This is a genomic window from Pedobacter polysacchareus (genome assembly GCF_019802255.1).
Lineage (GTDB): Bacteria > Bacteroidota > Bacteroidia > Sphingobacteriales > Sphingobacteriaceae > Pedobacter > Pedobacter polysacchareus.
Map to the genome: position 1 here is coordinate 252,652 of NZ_JAHYSS010000004.1, position 19,730 is coordinate 272,381.

The window sequence follows — 19,730 nt, forward strand, 5'->3', positions numbered from 1 at the left end:
ATTATCGAACTGTTTTTCTTCTGTTTTTAATGTAATCTTCAAAGATATATTCCCCCAATCCGTTGAGGGAGCTATAGAACGCCCTGCCTCCGTTGATTTGGGTAAATTCCCTGACAAATTGTTGGAGATAAGGATCCTGTGCAATCATAAAGGTGGTGATCGGAATATTTAATCGTTTACACTGTGCGGCCATATTCAATGTTTTATTGACCACTTTTCTGTCTAAACCCATGCTGTTTTTATAGTAAGTGCCATTTTCTTTCAGGCAGGTAGGTTTACCATCGGTGATCATGAAAATCTGCTTATTATGGGTTTTGCGACGTCTTAAAAGATCAGCTGCGAGTTCCAATCCTGCAAAAGTATTGGTGTGATAGGGGCCAACCTGTAAATAGGGCAGGTCTTTAATGGTAATCGGCCAGGCATCATTTCCAAAAACCACAATATCCAGTGTATCTTTTGGATATCGGGTCCTGATCAGCTCTGCCAGGGCCATGGCCACCTTTTTAGCTGGCGTAATCCTGTCCTCGCCATAAAGAATCATGGAATGAGAAATGTCGATCATCAGCACAGTGGAAGTCAGGGTTTTATAGTCCTTTTCTTCTACTTCCAAATCCCGCTCAGTTAGCGTGAAATTGCCGATACCATGGTTAATCTGTGCATTGTGAATAGAGGCGGTCATGTCAATCTGATCCAGCGGGTCGCCAAAACTGTATTCCCTTCTATCGGCATTTTTCTCTTCGCCAATTCCGGAAATATTGGTGTTATGGTTCCCACGGCCTGCTTTTTTAAGCTTACCGAAAATCTCCTCTAATGCCGACTGACGGATCGTTTGCTCCGTCTTGGCGGTAATGCTCATGTCACCATTTGCTGGATTCTCCTTGATGTAACCTTTTTCTTTAAGGTCATCAATAAAATTACCCATCCCATAATCGTTGTTGGTGAACTTGTATTTTTTGTCCAGCTCATTCATCCATGCCAATGTTTCTCCCGCGTCACCGGCAGTATAATTGAGCAGCTGAGTGAAGAGCTTCAGCAATTCATCGAAACCACCTTTCGGTAAGTCATCTGGCTGGAAATTAGAAAAATGGAAACCTCTCATATATTCGTTATAAACGGAATATCGAAGGTAAAAGTTTGAAAATGGAGTAATGTTATCCAGTTGTAAAAATACCCGGACAGAAAAATGGGTCGGATTGGCCGCTAAAAACAGCTGGAGGCGTTATTTAAGCGCCTGAGTATGGTTGATTTAAATCAGGGTATGAAGAATGAGGCACACCCTGATTTAAAAAAAGGTTTTTAACTATTTTGGAGAGCCGTTTGCAAGCGCACGTTCTGCTCTTTTTACCGCAACCTTTTCTCTGTATTTTGCATAAGGGGCTTTAAAAGCCATTTTCAGCACACTATCCAGTCCGCCTTTAACCGCTAAATTAAATACACTCTGTGCTTTTCTGGTGATGGAAGCATCCCATGCTCTTAAGCTTAAAGAGAAAGAACCGTCCAGGTATTTCATCCAGTGCCACATTCCTGTAGGCATAAATAAAGTGTCACCATGTTCCAGGAACACTTCATAACCTTCCACACCTTTTAAAGCTGGGAATTTTTCGAAATCAGGGTTTGCAACATCATAATCCTCTAAAGCGTAAGTGGCATTAGGGATACAGTATAACCTTTTCTTCCATTTGTTGTCAAACAAAATGATGTGTTTTCTTCCACCAAAATGGGTGTGGAAAAGGTGAGGTAAATCAATGTCGTAATGTAAGAAAGTAACCGAGTTTGAGCCACCAAAAAACATAGCAGGCATACTTTCAATGAAGCCACCCATCAGGTCTTTTGGCAATACAATGTCTTTAATCAGGCTTGGCACGTGCTTGAACAGGTTAAAGAAAAATATGCGAAGCTCAGTAGGTTCTCTTTTGATCAGGTCCAGGTAATCGCCAAAACGCATTTCTGCTACTGAGGCATTGATCGGCTTTGAGGGATCAGCTTTAGAGTTGTCCATCAAACTGACATTCAGGTCGCCGGCAATTTCTTTTAAATATTCAGTCGTCCATTTCTCTCTGGCTGGCCATGATTTAGTCAATCCCTTTATAATTAAAGGACGCCTCGGATCTAAATAATTCTTTTTGAAATCCTCAGGACTAATGTTCTCAACGGTATCTACCGGCTTCAATATAAAGCTCATAATTATCAAGGTTAAAGGACAAAAGTGTAAATTAAAATCTAAATTTATCCATCTGGGAATAATTATTTTTACCGGCGATCAAGGTTGTGACAGTTAATGATTATTATGACGCGGACTGTGAATGAGCAAAGCGTTGACCGTAAAATTATCTGGGCTTCTGATCTGCAAGGGCCTTATTGGCTCTTCTAATGGCGAGTCTTTCCTTCCATGCCATATACTTTTCTTTAAAGTTGGCCTTCATAAAATCATCAAACTTGCGCTGGATCGTCAGGTTGTACAAGCTTTTGGCTTTTACAGCGAGAGATTTATCCCATGCCCGCAAACTGATGGAAAAGGAACCGTCCAGGTATTTCATCCAGTGCCAGTAACCGGTAGGCATAAATAAGGTATCGCCATGCTCCAGGTAAGCTTCAATTCCTTTCACCCCCTTTAACGCCGGAAATTGATCGAAATCAGGTTTTTCTACATCATAATCTTCTAAAGCATAAGTCGCATAAGGGATTTGATACAAGCGCTCTTTCCATTTGTTCTCAAATAATATCACATGTTTTCTTCCACCAAAATGGGTATGGAAGATGTGTGCCAGGTCAATATCGTAATGTAAAAAGGTAACAGAGCCCTTCCCTCCGAAAAACATATTCGGATAACTGTCTAAGAAGCCACCCATTAATTCTTTTGGTGCCCGGTAATCTTCCAGCAGCTTTGGTGCCTGCTTTATCGGGTCGAAAAGGAAGATGCGAAGGTCGGTAGGGGTATTTTTAATCAAGTCTACATAATCTGCAAACTTCATCTCTGCCGCCGAAGCATTGATCGGCTTGGAAGGATCCGCTTTGGAGCTGTCGTAGAGTGGAACGGTTTTATCGCCAACTACGGTTTTTAGGTAGTCAAGGGTCCACTTTTCATGAGCAGGCCATTTTTTAGACATGTTTTTTATGATGAGCGGGCGACGGGCGCGTAGATAGTTTTTCTCAAAATCTTCTTTTGAGATGTCCTGGACAACGTCAATTGGAGTAAGTTCGAACTTCATCTGTGATGCTTTTATAAAGCCGATGGTGCATGGGAACATGCCCTGGTCATGCTTCGTGTATTTCGTAGGTAAACATAATAAAAAGGTAAAAGTTTGTTAATGTGGAGAGGTGAAAAATTAAAATCTTCTGACAAAAGGGAAAAATTGTCCCTGTGCTCAGACTCAAATCTTTTCCGAAGAGGAAAAAATTTGCAGGTCTTCGAACAGGAACAATTTTTCTGATGAATAATGTAGGTCCGAAATTGGGCGCTGTATATAGATGGAGCGATCAGCACATAAAAGAACAGGCAGCTCAAATCTGAACTGCCTGTTAAAGCCTAACCTTCTCTATATCGCTCTTTTGGCTTTTCTTTTAATGTTTTATTTAGGCATTAAAACAGTATCAACAACATGAATCACGCCGTTTTTTTGCATTACATTGGCGATGGTTACAGTAGACATGCCACCTTTTTCATCTTTCAATACCAATTTATTTCCTTCCATCCATGCCCATAATTTTCCACCGCTTACAGTAGTCAATTCCGCTTTACCTTTTCCGGCTTTAATGGCTTTTGCAATGTCTGAAGCAGTCATTTTTCCAGCAACTACGTGGTAGGTCAGGATTTTAGTCAACATGGCTTTGTTTTCTGGTTTTAGCAGTGTTTCTACAGTTCCTGCCGGAAGTTTTGCAAATGCTTCATTGGTAGGTGCAAATACGGTGAATGGCCCCGCTGATTTTAAGGTTTCTACCAGTCCGGCAGCTTTTACCGCTGCAACAAGAGTGGTGTGGTCTTTAGAATTTACAGCATTATCAACAATGTCTTTATTGGCATACATCGCTGCGCCACCAACCATTGGATTTTTCTGAGCTTGTGTTGTGAATGCCATAGCTACTAGGGCAATTACGGTAAAGAATGTTTTTTTCATGATAGTAGTTTTGTATGGGCAGATACGAGGAAATGTTCGGGCCGGTTTTTGTTATATTTAAAAAAGTATTAATCTTTTTTCTATTCTACTGGTCATAAGTAGTATACCTCAAAAAACCAATCTATATGAAAACTCCGGTAAAGGTTATTTACTCATTTATAGCTGTGCTGTTCCTCACAATTATTTTCTCTTCCTTTAAAAATGGACAGACAGAGCGGTATAAAACAGCTTTTCCTTATCGACAGGCCGGCTTAACCGAACGTCAGGCAGCAGCACATTTACTGAGCAGATTTACCTACGGAGCAAAAGACGGAGAAGTGGATGCCGTTATGAAGATGGGCTTGGAACGCTGGTTTCAGCAGCAGCTGGATGGAAAATTACCAGATGATTCTTTGAATTTATTATTGAATAAATATGAGGATATCAACCTGAGTAATACCGAGGTCGAGAATAAATATCCAAGAGCAAACCGCGTTTTGAGACTCGCCATTCAAGATGGTTTTATAAATAAAGATTCCGTAAATAAAGGGGATAAACCAGAATATCGTGCACTGATCCGTACCTATATGGAACAAAAAGGATTCAAGCCAGAGCAAGAATTATTACGGCAGTTTATCAACCAAAAGATACTAAGAGCAGCTTATACGAATAACCAATTGAGGGAATTATTGACCGATTTCTGGTTCAATCATTTCAATGTATCCCTGACAAAAAATCAATGTGCAGCATTCGTTCCAGCCTACGAAAGGGATATCATCCGTCCTAATGTAACCGGGAAATTTGAAGAGCTACTGCTGGCTACTGCAAAATCTCCAGCCATGCTCATCTATCTGGATAATTTTACCAGCACGGGAACACCGGTAAAAGATGATCAAGGCCCGGGAATGAGTAATAACCAAGGCCGGCAATTCAGAAATAACAACAATAGAAACAACAAGAACCTTGTTCCGGTAAAAAGGAAATCTGGCGGCCTCAATGAAAATTATGCAAGAGAAGTTATGGAACTCCATACTTTGGGGGTGGATGGAGGCTATACCCAGTCTGACGTCACTCAGGCTGCAAGAGTATTGACCGGTTGGACGATGGCGCCAATGGGCGAGGAGGGTTATGGAGCAGCAATGAAAAAGATCATTGATCAGGTAGGAGAAGAAAATCTGAAAAAGAGAGGTTTTGTAAAAGATGGCGATTTTCTGTTTGTTCCAAACCGACATGATAATGAAGAGAAAACAGTATTGGGGCATCATTTTGCTGCAGGGGGCGGATACGAAGAAGGACTTGAACTATTTGATCTACTCGCGAATCATCCGGCGACGGCTAAATTTATCAGCACCAAACTAGCCACCAGGTTTGTAAATGACAACCCTCCCCAAAGCCTGATTGATAAGATGGCGAAAACTTTTAGCAAGTCTAAAGGAGATATCCGACAAGTGATGATCACCATGGTTTCCGCTCCCGAATTCTGGAGCAGTGCTGCCATCCGCGAAAAAACAAAATCTCCCTTTGAACTCACAATTAGTGCGGTACGTGCTCTAGATGCCAACATTACACAGCCATATCAGCTCTTCAACTGGGTCAATAGGATGGGGCAAAAAATGTATTACTATCAGGCACCTACCGGCTTTCCAGATAAAGGACAATATTGGATTAATACGGGTGCTTTGCTCAATAGAATGAACTTCGGACTCGCCATTGCCGCACAGCGGATTCCTGGGGTCAGTATTAACCTGGCCAGATTAAATGATTTTCATGAACCGGAAAGTGCTCAGGCTGCCTTGCTGACTTATGGAAAGATCATGATGCCCGAACGTGATTTAACAGCTACATTCAAAAGGCTTCAACCCATGCTCAACGATCCTGCCCTGACGATGAAAGTCGCGAATGCTGCGGATAAAGCAGCGGCGTCCAGAGATAAAACAATGAATGCTGCGGATAAAACAATGAATGATAGGGACAAAGCATCTAATATTGAGGATAAGATGGCCAGTACTCCTGAAAAGAGAAAAGAGGATAAAAAAAATAACAATGCAATGTTAGCGCAGGTAGTTGGAGTAATTATTGGCTCACCTGAGTTTCAAAGAAAATAATTCAGTTGAAATGCAATGATGAAACTCAGGAAATACAGCGATGAAACTCTTGAGATAGAAACATAAAATTCCTGAAAATACAGCTATAAAATTAAGAAATCATGACTTCAAGAAGAGGATTTATAAAAGGTGGTGGACTGGCATTATTTGGCATCGGATTGGGTGGGATTCCAGGTTTTTTGGCGGAGGCAGTAGCCCATACTAAAGAACCAGGCCTGTTCAACAGAAAGAAAATAATGGTTTGTATTTTCCAGCGCGGGGCGATGGATGGGTTGATGGCCGTAACGCCATTTACAGATCAGTACCTGCAGCAAGCAAGACCAAACCTATTCATGAGCGCTGCAAAAGCAGCAAAGAATACGCCGTTAATAGACCTGGATGGGCGTTTTGGTCTTCATCCTTCCATGGCAGCTTTTGAGTCCGTATTTCGCGACAAGCGGATGGGGATTGTGCATGGTATCGGATCACCTAACAATACCAGGTCTCATTTTGATGCACAGGATTACATGGAATCGGGCACGCCATTTAAAAAAGGAACAGATAGTGGTTGGCTCAACCGTGCTGTGGGGCTACTGGGGCATGATGGTGCCACGCCTTTTCAAGGTGTGAGCTTGACCTCCTCTTTGCCGCGTTCTTTTTATGGCGAAAACCCGGCTTTGGCCATCAGCAATCTCCAGGATTTTAATATCCAGATGAGAGGAAATATGAACGGGGCCAATCTGGCCGCCAAAAGTTTTGAAGATTTATACGATCAAACCTCTTCAAACCTGCTTAAAGATACCGGAAAAGAGAGTTTTGAAGCGATAAAAATGCTGCAGAAAACGGATACGAAAAACTATAAACCAGCCAATAATGCAGTCTACCCGAACACCGCACTCGGAAATTCCCTGAAACAAATTGCACAGCTGATCAAGATGAATGTAGGGATGGAAGTTGCTTTTGCGGAATCCGGAGGCTGGGATACCCACTTTAACCAAGGTACCGATACGGGGATTTTCGCTAGAAATGTGAACGACCTGAGCAATAGCATTATGGCTTTTTGGACAGATATGGGAACATTACAAGATGATGTAACGGTAATGACCATGACTGAATTTGGCCGTACCGTGAAGCAAAATGGAACCGGGGGAACAGACCATGGACGCGCTTCCTGCAATTTCATTTTGGGCAATGGCGTAAATGGTGGCCTGGTACATGGAAATGTGCAGCCAATGGCGATAGAAAATCTGGAAGATGGCAGAGATCTGGCCGTAACCACCGATTTTAGAAGTGTGTTTTCTGAGGTGGTCGACAAACATCTGAACCTCCATAACGATAAATTGCTCTTTCCGGATTGGGAAGGAAGTAAAATTGGCGTAATGCGTTAATAATCGCCAGAATCAGCTAAGAATTTAATATTTTATCATTATTTTGCCTTCATTAAGCGGAGCTCAGGATCGCCTATGACGTTAATCTTCGGGCTTTTACCCGCAACCTGAGCATGACCCCAATTTTTTTATGAAGAAAGAGTTTTTGTATTTGTTTTTAGCGTCGGCCATGGTCGCCTGCAACCAGAAAAGTGAAGATAAAAGTGCGGCTGTTAATTCCGCAGATACGACGGTAAATGCCGGGATGTCTGGTTCCAATCTGAGCGATTCTGCCTGTTGTAATTCCAATCTTCCCAAGCGATATGGTGCTGTAACGGGGATAGAAACACTTTCTGAAGATAAAAAAAACGGACTGAATTCACATGCAGGCATGAAATATATTCCTGCCGGATCATTTCGGATGGGTGCTTCGGATAAAGAAGGCCGCAGGGATGAATATCCGGCGCATGAAGTGAAAATGGACGGCTTCTGGATCGATGAAACGGAGGTCACCAATGCCCAGTTTGCTGCATTTGTGAAAGCAACAGGCTACATCACTCAGGCGGAACAAAAGCCGGATTGGGAAGAGATCAAAAAACAATTGCCTCCGGGCACGCCTAAACCATCAGAAGACCAGCTGCAGCCCGCATCTTTAACCTTTTCCCCACCAAAAGGCCGGGTAGACATCAATGACGTTTCACAATGGTGGAGCTGGACACCTGGTGCCAGCTGGAAGCATCCTCAAGGACCAAAAAGCAGTATCAAAGGCAAAGAAAATTATCCGGTAACGCAGGTTTCCTGGTTTGATGCCAATGCCTATGCCAAATGGGCAGGAAAAAGATTGCCTACAGAAGCAGAATGGGAATACGCGGGGAGAGGTGGTCTGAAAGATAAAAAATACCCTTGGGGAGATGAAGACCTGGCCACAGGAAAAGTAAAGGCCAATACCTGGCAGGGAGAATTCCCATATTCCGATAAAAAGACAGATGGTTACGGAAATGTAGCACCAGTGAAATCATTTGCTGCCAATGGCTACGGTTTATATGATATGGCGGGAAATGTTTGGGAATGGACAGCAGACTGGTATCGTGAAGACTATTACCAGCAGCAAAAAGGAGTAACTGTAAATCCACAGGGGCCAAAAGACAGCTATGATGCCGCAGAACCAGGGATTCCTAAGAAAATTATCAGGGGAGGTTCATTTATGTGTCATTCCTCCTATTGCAAAGGATATAGAGTAACCTCCAAAATGAAGTCTTCTATGGATACAGGACTGGAGAATACCGGTTTCCGGTGTGTGGCCAAATGATATTCCTGAGCCAGTCCTGATCAATGCTGCCTACCTAAGGCAGCTTATTGAAATCTATTTCAGGGTGTGTTTTCCCTGTTGATTTCCTGTGAAATGGCGTATTAATGGGCGTAAAGTCATTAAAAAAGCCGCAATTTTTTAAGTAGAAAGAAGTTTGATCTGTTCCACCAGTATAGTCTTTTCTATAGTTAATTCTTGCTGTTGCATCTGCAGTGAATTTCGCGTTAGTCACCTCATACCATTTTCCAGACGCATCAACGGCCCATTGGTTTTTATAGTCGCCTCTGCGGGACTGATCGCCTGTTGGCGGAGAGAAATTTTCCAGGAAAGAATAGATGCCGCTTAGGTAAACCGCGGATTGTGGGCGCTCAAAACTGGCTACCAATTGCCAGTCGCCCTTGTCAAGATCTTTGAAGTAAGCCGTATAAACAGTCGTGTTTTTCGCTGGATTAGGCTTTGCATGCGTTAAAAATGCATAGCTTTTGCCCGATTTCCATGGATAAAGCATATAGCTTTGTCCGCCGGAACCTTCATTCCCAAACTCGCCGGTTTTAGTGGTATTCCCTTTTTTCAACAGCACAATCTTCATGCTGTCAGGAATAGATTTTGGATCATCCGTAGTAAATGGACTCCAGACAGAAAAGAGCACCCTGCGTTCGGTAGGGGAGTTCACCTGCATCCCAAAATAACCACCGCCAAATCCATTGGCCATATAATAAGTACCTTGTTTGTCTTCTCCGTTAGGAACCATAATCTCATTATAGAACCACTCTACTTTTCCTTTTGCTTCCGCAGGGATTTCGTAGTTTAAATGTACGGAAGGACCTCTTCGGCCCCAATGAAAGTAAGCACCCTCATTGTTTTTTACGTATACTGCGCCTTTTGCTAAAGCAGAACCACCGACTAGCAAGTCTGAGACTTCGGCAAACACCGATCCCGTTTTACTGATCCCTCTCAATTCAACTTTAACATAACCCGGGGCTTTAATTTCTACCTGACCTAAGGGGATGATTTCAATGCCGGTATTGCTCAGCTCTTTTTGAAAGGTTTTTCCAGCTACGCTAAGGCTGATTTTACTGTTTCCGGAAGGAACACGGAGTTTAAGTGATAAATCTGCCGATCCTGCAGTTTCTGTCCTAAAGTAAATGGCAATCACATCTGCCGCATTGCTCCAGTTGCTCAAACCTTCATTTTTGATTTTTGCAGTGCCGCCTTTCTCTACATACCCATTGCCTCCAAGGGGGATGGTGATACTTTCAGGATCGATTTCAGCCCTGCTTCCGGCAAAGGTCGCCGGAAGAATCAGCAGCTGAAAAGCAAGAAGGAAAAAGGTAAATTTCTTCATGTTCATTGGTGTGTTGATTGTTTTGTGTGTGGTTCGAAATATAAAATTAGGCAAAGCCGAATTAAAAAAAGGATCAAAAACCAGTCAAACGTTTGCGTTGCCCATTTAAGGCCTTATTCACTAAAATATAGTTACGTTAGTCTTAGCATTACAATCTAAACACATAAATGAGAACAATTTTTACCACACTATCCTTATTATTGGCCTCTTCGGCAGTAATGAGCCAGCAATTGCCAACGGAGCTGCAAACTCCGGAAGTGGTTGCTGTAAACAGGATGCCTATGCGTGCTTCGGCATTTGCTTATGAAAGCAAAGCATTGGCGGCAAAGCGTGAAAAGGAGAAGTCTAATTACTTCCTGACGCTAAACGGACAATGGAAATTTAACTGGGTTCAAGACCCGCGTCAGCGTCCGCAAGAGTTCTTTAAAACTACTTTCGACGATACTAAATGGGATAATTTTAAGGTGCCTGCAAACTGGGAAACCAATGGTTATGGCTTGCCGATTTATGTAAATCATCCTTACGAATTTACTGGCCGAAAGGTGATGGGGGAGCGCTTAAACCCGCCGTTCGACATTCCTGAAGATAATAATCCGGTGGGTTCCTACAGAAAGAAATTCACGCTTCCAGAGCACTGGGATGGCCGTCAGACTTTTATCCACCTCGGTGCGGTGAAATCAGCGTTTTACATCTGGGTGAATGGGAAAAAAGTGGGATATAGCGAAGACAGTAAACTTGCTGCGGAATTTGACATCACTAAATACCTGAAAAAAGGAGAGAATTTGGTGGCGCTGCAAGTCTACCGCTGGAGTGATGGCAGTTACCTGGAATGCCAGGACATGTGGAGAATCTCCGGAATCGAGCGTGAGGTGTACCTGTATTCTACACCAAAAGTAGATGTCAGGGATTTTAAAACCATCGCTACTTTAGATAAAACCTTCAAAAACGGATTGCTGTCTTTTGATGCCGAAATCAACAACTACAAAATCGAAAGAGGAACGCTGCACAGCACTCCTGATACCTTTTCTGTAGCTTTAGAACTGGTAGATCCAAAAGGTAAAACCGTGTATACGGATGAAACAAAAGGGATAAACAAGGTAATTGGAAACTATAAAGCCAATGTGAAGCTGCAAACGGAAATTCCAAATGTTGCCGCATGGACTGCTGAAACGCCAAACCTGTATACCTTATTCATCACCCTGAAAAATAAAAAGGGAGAGGTGCTGGAAGTGATTCCGCAGAGAATCGGTTTCCGTACAGTAGAACTAGTCAACAACAACTTGCTGGTGAATGGAAAAAGAGTGTTCTTTAAAGGGGTAAACCGTCATGAGCACAATGCCACACAAGGTCATACCCTAACTAAAGCAGACATGCTGAAGGATATGGAAATGATGAAAAAACTGAATGTGAACTCAGTAAGACACTCTCATTATCCACCAGATCCTTATTGGATGGAGCTTTGCGATGAATACGGATTGTATGTAATTGATGAGGCCAATATTGAATCTCATGGTCGTTATTATGACCTTGCTTATACGCTTGGAAATGATAAAGAATGGAGAATGCCGCATTTGGAGCGTATCAAAAGAATGTACGAGCGCGATAAAAACCATTCGTCGGTGATCACCTGGTCATTAGGAAACGAAGCCGGTAACGGAAGAAACTTCTATGAAGGCTACGACTGGCTGAAAGCAAATGACGGTCGCCCGGTACAATACGAACGTGCAGAAGAAGATTTCAATACAGACATGATTGTGCCTCAATATCCAGATCCAAACTGGTTGAAACAATATGCGAACAGCAAGCCAGACCGTGCTTTGATCATGAGCGAATTTGCACACATCATGGGAAACAGCCTTGGTAACTTCAAAGAATATTGGGATGTAATTGAAAGCCAGCCGAACCTACAAGGTGGATACATCTGGGAATGGATCGACCAGGCTATTGATACCGTTAAAAATGGAAAACGCATCAATGCTTATGGTGGTGATTTCCCTTTAAGCGGTCCGGTAAATGAAAACTTTAGCGACAACAACTTTAGTGTTAAAGGTGTGGTGACCAATCATCGCGGCATGACCCCAATGGCGGTAGAGGTGAAGAAGGTGTACCAATACATCAAAACCAAATACAATGGCAACAACAGCATCACTGTAAACAACTCTTATTTCTTCAAAGGACTGGAGAATGTGAAGTTAAACTGGGAGCTGTTAGAGAATGGCAAAATCGTTGAAAAAGGAAGTCAGAACGTGCTTAGCATCGATCCAAGAACAGAGAAAGAACTGAGCCTGCCGATTAAGACGAAAGCTAAAACAGGATCGGAGTACTTCCTGAATGTATACTACGACTTAAAAACAGCGGAACCTTTCCTTCCATTAAATTATACGATTGCAACAGAACAGTTTGCATGGAATGGTACGCCGGCATTGTCGCAGCCAGCTGCCGCAGCTGCAGGCAAATTAACCGTAGAAAAGGCAGCGGGAAAAACACTGGTTAAAGGAAAAGACTTTACCGTAACGCTAGACCTTGACAAAGGATTAATGACTGGTTACACGGTAAAAGGTGTACAATTGTTAGCGGAAGGCCCTCAGCCAGGTTTCTGGCGCGCACCAACCGACAACGACATCGGTGCTGGTTTTAATAGCAGCCTTAGAAAATGGAGAACTGCCTATGCAGAAGGAAAAGTAAGTACTGCAGAGGTAACGACCGCCCCTTCAGGAGAAGTTACTGTGGTATTTAAGAAAGACGTAGTGAATGGTGATGCAACCGTTGAACAAACGATAACCATCAGACCTGACGGCATCCTAAAAGTGAACAACCGCTTTACTGCTAATAAAGGTAAATATGCTTTAATGCAGCGCATCGGTAATGATCTGCAGTTAAACGGCGGATTAAACAAGATCAGTTATTATGGTCGTGGTCCGGGTGAAAACTATTCAGATCGTAAAACAGCTTCTTTTGTAGGCTTATACAACCAAACATTAGATGAGCAATACTTCCCTTATGCACGTCCTCAGGAAAGCGGGAATAAAACGGAAGTGCGCTGGGTGAATTTCACAGATAAAAAAGGAAATGGATTGAGCTTCGGTATGGCCGATAGCCTGTTGAATTTCTCTGCACTGCCTTATAGCCTGGATGATTTGGATCCTGAAGTGAATAAGAAACAATACCATTCTGGTGAATTGGTGAAGAGAGACCGCATTTATATGCACCTCGACTTGATTCAGAGTGGTTTACAAGGAATTGACAGCTGGGGATCTATGCCCTTAAAGGAATACAGAGTTCCTTTTGCAGCACATGAATACTCTTATTGGATCAAACCAATGAAGTAAGCACAGCTGACAATAATTAAAAAGCGGCCTTTCGTATGGGTATTCGAAAGGTCGCTTTTTTATGCGGCTTTGTTTTATAACCGAATGTTTTCTAGCCCATTAAAAAATATTTGCGCAAACGTTTGCGCCTGAGGGAGAGGAGTACCTTTTCCTAAAGCTGGTTTTAGAGCATTATGCCAACCACAGCCATCACTAAAGCGATGATTACTGCAGGTAAAAATCCAGCAACTTCGAAATCATCAAACAGCTTGTCTGCTAATTTGATCATCACTGCTGTGACGATTAAATGAACGAAGAAAGATAAGAATCCTAAAGTAACCACATTCAGTGGAACCCTTAACAACCAGCCTAAAGTTGCATTGAGTAAGCCAATCACTAAGGCAACAACGATTGCAGTTCCATAATTTTTAATTCTTACGCTAGGGAGAACGTAAGTCATCCCCAGTAAAATACCGGCATTGACTAAGAGAGTAATGATGAAATTCATAGCTTTAGATTTGAATGCTCAACGGGTCAAAAATCAATCCAAAAATTGATTAGGTCACTTTAGCTGTTCTGATATATTTAGAGAATTTTAGGGGGAAGAATCGCTTCAGCCAAACTCCTTTGACCTCTTTTCCTCCGATATACACTTCTTCCTTTTGCTGTTGAACTGCCTTTACAATTAGCTGGGCGCAGGTTTCCGGCAGCATTCCTGCGGCCTGTGCCTCGTCCATTGTTCCCTGAGGAGTTCCAGAAGCGGTTAAGGCGTTTAGCGTCACATTGGTCTTGATGAAACCAGGGCATACCAGGGTAATGTGAATCCCCTGATCGTGTAATTCCGCTCTTAAAGAGTCGAAATAACCGTGTAAAGCGTGTTTTGAGGCGGAATACGCAGAGCGAAGCGGCGTGCCGAATTTGCCCACTAAACTGCTGATACAAACGATATGACCCCCGCCATTTGCAAGCATCACGGGTAATACGGCTTTGCTCAGCGCTACTGTACCCCAGAAGTTGACATTCATCAGGCGCTGTTCTACAGCCAGGTCGGTTGCTAAAGCCAATCCCCGCTGACTAATTCCGCCACTATTGATCAACAGATCAATTTTTCCGAAAATGCGGATGGCTTCTGTTGCTTTTTCTGGCAGAGCAGCAGTGTTTTCCAGGTCCAGCGACAATACATGGACATTGATTTTATTTTGACAGCCACTTTTTACGCGGAACAACTCATCCCGGTTGCGGGAAGAAATGATCAATTTAGCGCCCAGCTGGCTATACGCATAAACCAATGCTTCTCCTATGCCGGATGAGGCTCCGGTGATCCATATCACTTTATCTTTCATTTCTGTTATGACGTTTAATCTCTAATGTTAACGGTGATCCTCCGGAATTAAAAACAATTCAGAAGCAATATGATCTGCAAATAATTTTCCATCTAAGGTTAAAGTTAAATGGTTGTTTTCATGGATCAGCCATTGTCGCTCGATAAATGGTTTGATGCTTTTAAGGGTATCCGTAAGGAATGCCTTGCCGAAATCGGCGTTTATTTTGTCCAGACTAGTGCCCCACATGGTGCGCAAGGAAGTCATGATGTACTCATTAAATCGGTCGTACAAGTCTAGGGTCTCGATTGTTTCCGGCAAACGACCTTCTCTGATGTCACTTAAATAAGCCGCATTATTGGCCACATTCAGGTAACGCGTATGGCCATCAAAGCCATGCGCAGAAGGGCCGATGCCCATATATGGAATGCCGCGCCAGTAATTGGTGTTGTGAACCGCATACTGACCAGGCTTGCTGAAATTCGAAATTTCATAATGCTCAAAACCGCCTTCTTTAAGTTTATCTATCAAGGTGATGAACTGCTCAGCGCTCTGTTCCTCATTTACCGGAGTTTGTTTGCCTCGTTTGATGGCACTGGCCAATGCGGTCCGAGGTTCTACGGTTAAGGAATAAGCAGAAATATGCGGCGTTTGAAATTCGATCGCTTTATTGATGTTACTCAGCCATTTTTGGTCGGTCAATAGCGGATACCCGTAAATCAAATCGATGCTTAAATTCTCAAATCCGGCATCCTGACTCCTTTTGATACAATCTTCCGCTTCTTGTGCATTGTGCGCCCGGTTCATCCAGATCAGGTCTTCTTCAAAGAAAGATTGGATGCCAATACTGAAACGGTTGACTGGCAATTGTCTCAGTTCTTTGATTTTTTTAGCATCCAGATCATCAGGATTGGCTTCAATAGTAATCTCCGCATCCGAAGCAATGGAAAAATGCTTGGTCAGGGTATTGAAAATCTTTTCAAATGCTGCGGAAGGGAGTACCGAAGGTGTGCCTCCGCCAAAGTAAATACTGCCAATCTGGTGCTCAGCAACCCGATCTTTTTTCTTGATGATCTCTGTGCAAATCGCATCAGTCATCTCATCAACGTATTTTAAAGAGGTGCTGAAATGGAAGTCGCAATAAGTACAGGCCTTTTTGCAAAATGGAATATGGATGTAAATACCGGACATCCGACAAAAGTAAGGTATAAAAAGAAGATATCCTTTTTCCAGTCAGATGAAATTGGGGATGGCCCGATTTCTGAGCTGAAAAGACCCTGAAAGGATCCGCATAGTGCTGGGGAATAGACCTGCTTTCCTAAGAGGTCTGGAGGGGGTTGCTAATGCACTTCTCTTTCCGAACACTATCCGACCAGTACCACCAAAATAAAATAAAAATGCTGCGGGCATTTTTAAGGACATTTATTCCCTGAGGAAAGCTGAAATTTTTGTCCCTCTGGCAGGATCTGAAAACCGTTGGAAAACTAATACATATTTAAGTTAAATTTGCGGCAATGAATTTAAATCGCATCCTTCTGCTGCTGTTCTTTTTTTGTGTGGCTGGCTTTTCCAATGGTTATGCTCAGACAGCTGATATTGCTGCGGATACGCTGCAGGTCAGAACAGCCTATCCAAGGAGGATGGTAAAGGATGCGGCTTACCTGGCCAGGCAAAAATTTGTGACCGATTCGATCATGACCCATACCTGGTTACTGCCCGATTCCCTGATCGATAAAAACATCATCATCGACAGTATTGTGAAAGCAAATACGACCGGCCATACCGACCTGCTCCACCGTTACCAGGAAATCGGAAATGCGAAGCAGGTTTCCGCCTTTCGAACCGGCAAACCATTACCCAAAGGAGAGCGCTGGGTACTTGCAGTCATCGTAATTTTACTCGCCATATTCGCCGCGTTAAAAATTTCTTTCTCCAAACAATTGCAAAGTATTGTCCAGTCTTTCTTTAGTAATCGGGTACTCAACAACCTGAATAGGGAAGATAATTTGTTTACTTCATGGCCTTTTCTCCTTCTGTTTGTACAGTTCGGATTTACTTTAGGCATGTTTTTTTACCTTGTTTCACAATATTATCACCTCGCTTTTGTAAGCAGCGGTTTTCAGTTTTATGCTAGTATTTCTATCCTGATTATCGTTTTATATGTCCTAAAAATTCTCATTTTACGTCTTTTAGGTTATCTTTTTGAGGTGCAAAAAGCCGTAAATGAATACGTTTCCATATTATATTTAAGTTACTTTAATCTTTCTTTAGTTTTCATTCCCCTGGTAATTGCGTTTGCCTTATCTCCTTTAAGGTATGGAGCTTACTACGTGGTAGCTTCTTTTGTACTTCTGGCAATTATCTTTATTTTTCAGTTTATTAGGGCAGGGATAAATATTTTATCTCACTATAGATTTTCTAAAGTGTATTTGTTTTTGTATTTTTGTGCCCTCGAAATTTGCCCTATATTAATATTAATCAAGGCAATAGGATTTTAAAGCGGTAATTAGGTAAAATGCAAGAAAAGACAGAAGATAGGTTACGTAAAGTGAAAAGTATACTGATCACCTTACCAAAACCGGAAACAGAGAAGTCTCCTTATTTTGATTTGGCAAAGAAGTACAACCTGAAAATTGATTTTAGATCATTCATTCATGTTGAAGGTATTCCAGCCAGAGATTTCAGAAAAGACAAAATCACCCTGAGTGATTTTACTGCAGTAGTGTTTACCAGCAGAAATGCTGTTGATCATTTTTTCAGAATTTGTGAAGAGATGAGATACGATGTGCCTGCTGACTTGAAATATTTCTGTATTTCAGAATCTACCGCCTTATACCTCCAGAAATATATTCAGTACAGAAAGCGTAAAATCTTCTTCGGTAAGCAAACTGCAGCGGATTTAGCGGAAGTATTGAAGAAACACTCGAATGATAAATTCCTGTATCCATGTTCTGATATGGCTACTGAAGATACCATGAACTTCTTACAGAAGAATGGTTATGACTTTACGCCGGCCGTATTGTTCAGAACCGTGGTCTCTGATCTTTCGGATCTTGCTGAAGTATTTTATGACGTGATCGGATTCTTTAGTCCGTCTAGTATTCAATCTTTATTTACCAATTTCCCGGATTATAAACAGAACAATACCCGCTTTGCAGCATTCGGTTTAAACACTTCTAAAGCCATCAGTGATGCCGGTTTAATCGTTGATATTGCAGCACCCTCACCAGAAGCGCCATCTATGATTATGGCCATCGAAAATTACATCAAAAAGTCTAATAAATAGTCATACGGCCTAAATTGCACGCTCTAGCGCAATTTAGGCTAACTTTTTTTTGAGGGTTACTACTATTTAATTTCAAGTAGAAAGTACTTTCTGACAGCTAATTGCTGTGTCCGAGTGAACGGAATTCTCTGTTCATTATTATCTTTCCTCGTATTTTTATGGCTTAATAGTTGTTAATGTGAATCTTAATATATAAAATTGCTATAAAATTGCGGGAATATATGAGGAGAAACATCTACTTTTTGGGATTTATAGCCACAATACTTCTATCCAGCTGCGGAAAAGGCGGTCAGGGGGAGTTAGTCGGGGTATACAATAAGAAGTTTAAAAACAACCGAGTGCCTTTGGGTATGGTATACGTACCACCAGGAAGGACCTTGATTGGGATGTCTGACGAAGACATTAACAACTCTCAGACCTCTCCGAGTCGTATGACTTCTTTTAGCGCGTTCTTTATGGACCAGACAGAGATTTCCAATGCAGAATACCGACAGTTTGTGAACTGGGTAAGGGATTCTGTGGCGGTGACTACACTGGGCCCAACTGTTGCCGCTAATTTTTATAAACCTGTTCCTGCAAATGCCGGCCCGACTTCTGCCTCTGAGCGTTACATCGACTGGAAAAAAGTGGGTAATGGCTCTCTGTTGTGGAGCCGTAAAAATGGTGGTTTTGGCGCCAGATTAACCGATATGTATTATAGCGGCGCGGATGCTTTACCTGGCAGAACCGAAATTGATGTGAGAAAACTGAGATACGCTTACAGCTATAAAAGCACCGATCTGGAAGCCGAAGGCCGTAAAGACCCAACTAAAAAAAGACAGGATTTCATTGTTACTTATACCGATCTTCCTGATCCTGATAAATCAAACCAGTTTCCTTCCGTAAATGTATATCCTGATACCCTGGTTTGGAAAGTAGATTATTCTTATTCTCAGAATGATCCAATGGTGAAAACTTATTTTAACCACCCTTCTTATGATGATTATCCGGTAGTAGGGGTGAGCTGGGAACAGGCCACTGCATTTTGTGTATGGCGTACCCGTTTCTATGAGTCTGTGGCTGTTGCTAGAAAACAACCGCTGAATTCAAGACCAGAATACCAATTGCCCAGTGATGCACAATTTGAATATGCAGCAAGAGGTGGCAATGTGAAAACAAAATACCCTTGGGGCGGCCCTTATATCCGCAATACCAAAGGATGTATGCAGGCTAACTTTAAAGTTGGACGAGGAAATTATTCAGATGACGGCGGTTTATATACCGTAAACGTGAAGTCTTATTTCCCGAACGATTATGGCTTGTACAATATGGCTGGAAACGTTGCCGAATGGACCGTTACCGCCTATAATCAATCGGCAGCTCCTTTACTGCTAGATTTTAACCCGAACTTTACTTACGTTGCAAAAGCTACAGACAGCAAATACCTGAAACGCAAAGTGGTAAGAGGAGGCTCCTGGAAAGACATCGGATTTTTCCTTCAGAACTCCGTAGGTACTTATGAATATCAGGATCAAGCGAGATCTTATATCGGATTCAGGTGTATTTCCGCCTATCCGGGATCAGATATCAGAAATAAAAATTAACAATCTTAATCATATACCAATTCATCCTAAAC

The 19,730-nt window shown here is 42.3% G+C and carries 16 protein-coding genes; 8 read left to right on the top strand and 8 right to left on the bottom strand.

What is annotated here, in order from left to right; genetic code table 11:
• Position 1: 1 nt before the first annotated feature.
• The 4 genes from K7X70_RS12265 to K7X70_RS12280 form a co-directional block, all read right to left on the bottom strand.
• Entirely contained in the window at positions 2–1,099 is a 1,098-nt protein-coding gene (locus K7X70_RS12265) for a vWA domain-containing protein (protein WP_222537372.1), read from the bottom strand.
• Between the two features lie 201 nt (positions 1,100–1,300).
• Positions 1,301–2,182 carry a cupin-like domain-containing protein gene (locus K7X70_RS12270; RefSeq protein ID WP_222537373.1) on the bottom strand — a complete coding sequence of 294 codons (882 nt, stop codon included), beginning with the start codon at positions 2,180–2,182 and terminating at the stop codon, positions 1,301–1,303.
• Between the two features lie 145 nt (positions 2,183–2,327).
• Positions 2,328–3,209: a cupin-like domain-containing protein gene (locus K7X70_RS12275; RefSeq protein ID WP_222537374.1), complete on the bottom strand. Its 882-nt coding sequence runs from the start codon at positions 3,207–3,209 to the stop codon at positions 2,328–2,330.
• Positions 3,210–3,569: 360 nt separating this feature from the next.
• Positions 3,570–4,115 carry a fasciclin domain-containing protein gene (locus K7X70_RS12280; protein ID WP_222537375.1) on the bottom strand — a complete coding sequence of 182 codons (546 nt, stop codon included), beginning with the start codon at positions 4,113–4,115 and terminating at the stop codon, positions 3,570–3,572.
• A gap of 125 nt (positions 4,116–4,240) precedes the next feature.
• On the opposite strand from K7X70_RS12280, the gene K7X70_RS12285 reads away from it, so the two are divergent.
• The 3 genes from K7X70_RS12285 to K7X70_RS12295 all read left to right on the top strand — a co-directional run bounded on the left by K7X70_RS12285 (position 4,241) and on the right by K7X70_RS12295 (position 8,854).
• On the top strand, positions 4,241–6,199 hold the full coding sequence (locus tag K7X70_RS12285) for a DUF1800 domain-containing protein (RefSeq protein WP_222537376.1): 1,959 nt from the start codon (positions 4,241–4,243) through the stop codon (positions 6,197–6,199).
• 101 nt (positions 6,200–6,300) lie between these two features.
• Positions 6,301–7,566, top strand: coding sequence for a DUF1501 domain-containing protein (locus K7X70_RS12290; protein ID WP_222537377.1), 1,266 nt, complete (start codon positions 6,301–6,303; stop codon positions 7,564–7,566).
• A 130-nt stretch (positions 7,567–7,696) separates the two neighbouring features.
• Complete coding sequence (locus tag K7X70_RS12295; RefSeq protein ID WP_255607126.1) at positions 7,697–8,854, top strand: formylglycine-generating enzyme family protein; 1,158 nt, start codon at positions 7,697–7,699, stop codon at positions 8,852–8,854.
• A 34-nt stretch (positions 8,855–8,888) separates the two neighbouring features.
• Here K7X70_RS12295 and K7X70_RS12300 read toward each other — a convergent pair whose 3' ends face one another.
• Entirely contained in the window at positions 8,889–10,199 is a 1,311-nt protein-coding gene (locus K7X70_RS12300) for a DUF3472 domain-containing protein (RefSeq protein ID WP_255607127.1), read from the bottom strand.
• A 167-nt stretch (positions 10,200–10,366) separates the two neighbouring features.
• On the opposite strand from K7X70_RS12300, the gene K7X70_RS12305 reads away from it, so the two are divergent.
• Positions 10,367–13,528, top strand: coding sequence for a glycoside hydrolase family 2 TIM barrel-domain containing protein (locus K7X70_RS12305; protein WP_222537379.1), 3,162 nt, complete (start codon positions 10,367–10,369; stop codon positions 13,526–13,528).
• A 163-nt stretch (positions 13,529–13,691) separates the two neighbouring features.
• Here the strand turns inward: K7X70_RS12305 and K7X70_RS12310 are convergent, their stop codons facing one another.
• Genes K7X70_RS12310 through hemW form a run of 3 tightly spaced genes read right to left on the bottom strand, consistent with a single transcriptional unit; the run spans position 13,692 to position 16,020 of the window.
• Positions 13,692–14,015 carry a phage holin family protein gene (locus K7X70_RS12310; RefSeq protein WP_222537380.1) on the bottom strand — a complete coding sequence of 108 codons (324 nt, stop codon included), beginning with the start codon at positions 14,013–14,015 and terminating at the stop codon, positions 13,692–13,694.
• Between the two features lie 49 nt (positions 14,016–14,064).
• Positions 14,065–14,850, bottom strand: coding sequence for an SDR family oxidoreductase (locus tag K7X70_RS12315; RefSeq protein ID WP_222537381.1), 786 nt, complete (start codon positions 14,848–14,850; stop codon positions 14,065–14,067).
• A 27-nt stretch (positions 14,851–14,877) separates the two neighbouring features.
• Complete coding sequence (hemW, locus tag K7X70_RS12320; protein ID WP_222537382.1) at positions 14,878–16,020, bottom strand: radical SAM family heme chaperone HemW; 1,143 nt, start codon at positions 16,018–16,020, stop codon at positions 14,878–14,880.
• On the opposite strand from hemW, the gene K7X70_RS12325 reads away from it, so the two are divergent.
• The 4 genes from K7X70_RS12325 (at position 15,958) to porK (ending at position 19,698) form a co-directional block, all read left to right on the top strand.
• A complete protein-coding gene (locus K7X70_RS12325) occupies positions 15,958–16,110 on the top strand; it encodes a hypothetical protein (RefSeq protein ID WP_222537771.1) in 153 nt (50 codons plus the stop codon). The two genes, hemW and K7X70_RS12325, sit on opposite strands and share 63 nt — an antisense overlap.
• A gap of 233 nt (positions 16,111–16,343) precedes the next feature.
• Complete coding sequence (locus K7X70_RS12330) at positions 16,344–17,327, top strand: DUF4271 domain-containing protein (RefSeq protein ID WP_222537383.1); 984 nt, start codon at positions 16,344–16,346, stop codon at positions 17,325–17,327.
• 17 nt (positions 17,328–17,344) lie between these two features.
• On the top strand, positions 17,345–18,115 hold the full coding sequence (locus K7X70_RS12335) for a uroporphyrinogen-III synthase (RefSeq protein ID WP_222537384.1): 771 nt from the start codon (positions 17,345–17,347) through the stop codon (positions 18,113–18,115).
• A gap of 221 nt (positions 18,116–18,336) precedes the next feature.
• On the top strand, positions 18,337–19,698 hold the full coding sequence (gene porK / locus K7X70_RS12340; protein WP_222537385.1) for a T9SS ring complex lipoprotein PorK/GldK: 1,362 nt from the start codon (positions 18,337–18,339) through the stop codon (positions 19,696–19,698).
• The last annotated feature ends 32 nt before the right edge of the window (positions 19,699–19,730 follow it).